Source organism: Lamprobacter sp. (assembly GCF_034860625.1).
Classification (GTDB): domain Bacteria; phylum Pseudomonadota; class Gammaproteobacteria; order Chromatiales; family Chromatiaceae; genus Lamprobacter.
Genome location: NZ_JAYESN010000246.1, coordinates 1 through 4,446 on the forward strand (window position 1 = coordinate 1; position 4,446 = coordinate 4,446).

The window sequence follows — 4,446 nt, forward strand, 5'->3', positions numbered from 1 at the left end:
ATCTTGATCACCCGCCCATCAGGGGTCGGAACCCAAGCGGCCTGATCGCGATCGTAGTAGGCCATGGGGACCTGAATCCCGGTCGGGAAGCCGATGAAGTTCTCCAGGTACAGGTAGACCGGCTGGTTGAACAGGACATCCTTGCCGTTGATCTTGATTGGGGCTTCGTCGGCGCTCAGCTCGACCGCATAGGTATAGGCACTGGTGCCAGGCAAGGTGGCAGGCATTGACTCCGGCCCGTTGTCCCCGACCGTATATTCGGTCAAGCGAACATGCAGCACGTCGGCAGCCCGCGTCGTACCGTCGGCATTGTAGACTTCAGCCGTTGTGCCGGCCGGGATGACGAGGGTGGCACGTCTGCTCCCGCTTTCATCAGTTACGAGACTTCCGCGCGCGACCTGAATTGGAGCAGCCTGGCCGAAGGTCACCTCAGTGACTTGAGGATCGCGCGCAAGCATGACCACATCATCAATGTTGGCAGAGTCCTGCCACGGGACATCAGCCTGTCGCTGCACCGTCAAATAGTCGGTTTTCATGTAGTTGAGAGTTAAATCACCCCCACCATTCACCGCCAGATCGAACCAGCCATCGGCGCGACTAAGGGTCTGACCATACTCAGGATGGTTCTGGATGGTGATGGTTACGTCCGCCAGCGGCGCATCGCTCTTATCGAGCACGCGCCCACGAATGACGGCGGCCCGTTTGGCCTCGATGGTGCCGGGGGCCACGCCAGTCTGGATTGGGTTGTTGCCGGTGTAAAGAAATTCGGTAGCGGCAAAGGTGGTGGTGGAGACGGAGGGGTTCACCGCCGGGGCAATGGTTTCAGGGTCGGGAGGGGGATCGGTGACGTCCTGAAGACCCTGAGCCGCACGACGCGCCGCCTCTACAGCGGCAGGAGTGTAGGCCGACGGACTGGAAGGCCTCTGGTCCGGCGAGGAGGCGACAAAGGTAAACACTTTCACGAGCGGCTCAAACGTCGCTGTTTCAATCAGGCGCCCTGCGTCATCCGTATTAAGTTGGCGCATCAAAATGCGGGTAAAGATCTGCCGCAGGCTGTCGTTTAAGATCACGCCCTCGCCCGCTAGGGTTTGCATGAAGATGGTGACGTAGCGTTCTCGCGCGGATCCGCTGGGGTCTGGAGTGGACTCCGCCTGGAACGTCGCTGCATCGGATTCGGTAGCGGACATGACGACCAGGCTCGATGTAGCCTGGCGCGCGCGATTGACCGATTCGGGCACGACCAGGGTCAGGGTCGCCGTATCGGGCCTGCTTGCCAACTCGCCATCGCTGACGATCAACTGCACGACGTACAGGCCGGCGACGTCCGGCACGAACGCGGCCTCCGCCTGATCGGCGTCATACAAGGTGGCTTCACTGGCGTCCGGGCGCGACGTGAACGACCACCGATAGCTCAGCGGATCGCCGTCTGCATCGCTGGAACCGGAACCATCCAGGAACACCCAGTCGCCGAGGACCGCTTCCTGATCCGATCCGGCGTCGGCCACCGGTCGCGAGCGATCGGTACTGATGAGGACGGTGACGGGCGTGCTGTTGAGGGTTCCGTCGTTGACGATCAATTGCGCCACATAGTCGCCAGCCCAGTCCGCGACGAAGGTCGGATCGATCGCGATTGGATCGCTCAGAGTAGCGGTGCTGCCTAGCGGTACCCTGGTCAGCGCCCAGTGGGCTCTCAGCGGATCGCCGTCGGCGTCGGTCGAATGGTGCCCTTCCAAGTGCACGCTGGCCCCCAGCGGCACGGTTTGCGCGGGACCGGCGTCGGCTAATGGCCGGGAATTCTCGGTGGCGAGGGTCACGCTGGCCGGTGCGCTGTCGGCCTGACCGTCGTTGACGATGAGCTGCACCACATAAGCGCCCGGCTGATCCAAGGCCAGTTGCGGGGCGATGGCGTCAACCTCCAGCAGTTCCGCCGTACTACCCTCCGGCTGACGGACCAGCGTCCAGGCGAAGGTCAGCGGATCGCCATCCACATCGCTGGAACCGCTGCCGTTCAGGGTCAGAGTCGCGCCCAAGGGCGCGGTCCGGTCGCGGCCGGGGTTCGCGACCGGGGGGGTATTGTCGGTCGAAATCGTCAGGCTATCGGGCGCGCTGTCGGCCTGGCCGTCGTTGACGATGAGCTGTACGACATAGGTGCCGGCTTGGTCCAGGGTCAGGCGCGGATTGATCGCCGTCGGGTCACTCAGAAACGCCGTGCTGCCGGCGGGCGCGCGGAGCAACGTCCAAACGGCACTTAGTTTGTCGCCTTCGGGGTCGGTCGAGCCGCTGCCGTCCAGCGTCACGGTATCGGCCACGGACGCGGTCTGATCGGGACCGGCGTTCGCCACGGGAGGACTGTTGTCGGCCGCTTCGGTCCCCAGGACCGAATCCGTGAAGGTGAAGGAAACGCCACTCGGGTTGCGGAACCGTAAAACCACGTCGGTGACGGTCGTGCCGGGGGCGAGTTCCCCGGTCGGCAGCGGCACCGCCACATAGGGATGCTCGTCGCTAGCGATGCCGCTGGGGTTGTCGAGCGTCACGCTAGCCGGGGTGATGTCGGTGATGTGGAGTGCCAACGGCGCTTGAATCGGGTCGGCGGAGGTGTTGGTGAGGGTTGCGACCCTGTCGAAGGTCTGCGTGGCGGGATTGAAACGCAGGTCGGTGAAGGCGGTGGCGACTTGAGTGCTGACGTCAGCGTGGGCGGTTACTCCGGGACTGGCCGATTCGGTGCGTAAGCCCCAGCCGCTTAGAATCATCGCCAACACCACTAGCGTGCCGAGCCACTTTATCGATGCAGGTGCTCCAGCCATGACGTTAATCGCTCTAGGAAATGGGTCTTGTGATCGCCAAAAAGCTGGAACAGCTTCAGTACTGGCGCGCCGTCCATCCGTATTGTGCAGGAATCAGGTGCCGTCACCCTTGGTCTGAACGTTGCCGTTAAATTAGCCGCGCAATTATGCAATAATCACGCCAATCTTTATGTGTTAAATTATAATGATGATAAATCGTGAAGGGCGGACCCGTCAATCTAGCAAAGTCTGTAAAATTATCCGACAGCTTGATCTTCGAGTTTTTTCGTTCAAGCAGGCGATGATCAAGGCGGCAGGCGGGAAAAGCCAGCGCCTCGAGGTTCTGGAAGTTGGCGAGGCCGTAGGGAAAGCGCAGCACGATCTCAGGTGAACAACGTCAACACCCCGGTATAGCCATAGAGCCGATTCTGCGAGAGTTCACCATTCGCATAGAAGCCGACCAGCGGAAACTCCCCTAGCTCGTCGCGAATCTGCTTCAGCTCCTGCGAGTCGTCCCCGAACAGGTTGGCACCCCGACCGAGACAGGAGACATTAGCAATTCCCGGAGAAAAATATTACTTTATTAAACAAGGAGTTAGCTGTTTCGACTAGGCGCAATCGCCAAGATTTAACGAGCTTATTACATACATGAATCAGCAAGACATGGAGGCTATACCTGAATAATGAATTAAAAGGGGTGATGATGAATTTTCAACGTCAGCAACCACTATCGACCTCAACATTACTCAATCGGGTACGTGACACATTCAAGTCTATTGTTGACCATCGAATCCTCTGTACAGTACAAATCACGCCAAACTCATTCCGCTATGGCCAAACCAGGCGCATCTCGCAGGCCATCATGGGGTTGAGCTCCAGGGGCTGTCCATCGAGGAGAAAGCCGAGCAGAAGCAGGAATTGAGCCCGAAGGTCTCGCGCTGAGCGACGAGGCGCTGGAGCAGGTCGAGCCCGTCGCGGAAGACGCTAAACTGCGGTCGCTGAAGTATTTTTTTCGCGAATGGACTGTTGCTCATGATCGATCATGAAGGTGCGGAAAAATCGCTGCAGACGGATGTCGTTGGAACTGATCTTTGTCTTGGAGGAAGACACCGGCGCGAGTCGCGCGAGGTTTACCGAGCGCACCTGCGGCAGCGCCAGGATGAAGCGGGCGAGAAAGTCCAAGCGCGCGCCATACCAGTTCAGATGGGTGCTCAGCACCCCACGGAGTGCCTTGACTGAGTCGAGTTCGGTCACGCTCAGAACAGAGGTTGGCGGGTAAAGCCATGTTTTATCAATTAGTTAATTGATTTGCACTGTGCAGAGGAAGAAGTCAATGAAGTTGGCGAGTTTCTCATGGAGATCATCGACGGAGAGGAAGTTGCCGCGGCGGATCACTTTGCGCGCCAGGATGGAGAACCACATCTCGATCTGGTTCAGCCACGAGGCATGCTTGGGCGTGAAGTGACATTGGATGCGGTGGCTTGGATCACGCAGGAAGCACTCACGCGTGGCCATCGACTTGAGGATACCGGACTGCCTTTGACCCCGAGGTCGATGTCGAGCCCACAAGCCTCAGCGACGAGGCGCACGACGGCTTCCGAGCAGTGGATGTTGAGGTTGTCCATGATCAAGTGCCACTGCGTCGAGTCGTCGCGTTGGGCAA

The 4,446-nt window shown here is 59.5% G+C and carries 4 protein-coding genes and 1 pseudogene; all 5 read right to left on the reverse strand.

What is annotated here, in order from left to right; translation table 11 throughout:
* The coding region (locus VBE63_RS25185) for a PKD domain-containing protein (protein ID WP_323685756.1) at positions 1 to 2,804 on the reverse strand (2,804 nt) is incomplete at its 3' end.
* A 127-nt stretch (positions 2,805 to 2,931) separates the two neighbouring features.
* Positions 2,932 to 3,162, reverse strand: coding sequence for a hypothetical protein (locus tag VBE63_RS25190; RefSeq protein ID WP_323685757.1), 231 nt, complete (start codon positions 3,160 to 3,162; stop codon positions 2,932 to 2,934).
* A 4-nt stretch (positions 3,163 to 3,166) separates the two neighbouring features.
* Positions 3,167 to 3,346 (reverse strand): annotated as a pseudogene (locus tag VBE63_RS25195) (FIST C-terminal domain-containing protein); the annotation flags it as partial.
* 421 nt (positions 3,347 to 3,767) lie between these two features.
* A complete protein-coding gene (locus VBE63_RS25200) occupies positions 3,768 to 4,037 on the reverse strand; it encodes a hypothetical protein (protein WP_323685758.1) in 270 nt (89 codons plus the stop codon).
* A 45-nt stretch (positions 4,038 to 4,082) separates the two neighbouring features.
* A complete protein-coding gene (locus VBE63_RS31620) occupies positions 4,083 to 4,298 on the reverse strand; it encodes a transposase (protein WP_416274677.1) in 216 nt (71 codons plus the stop codon).
* Positions 4,299 to 4,446 lie beyond the last annotated feature (148 nt).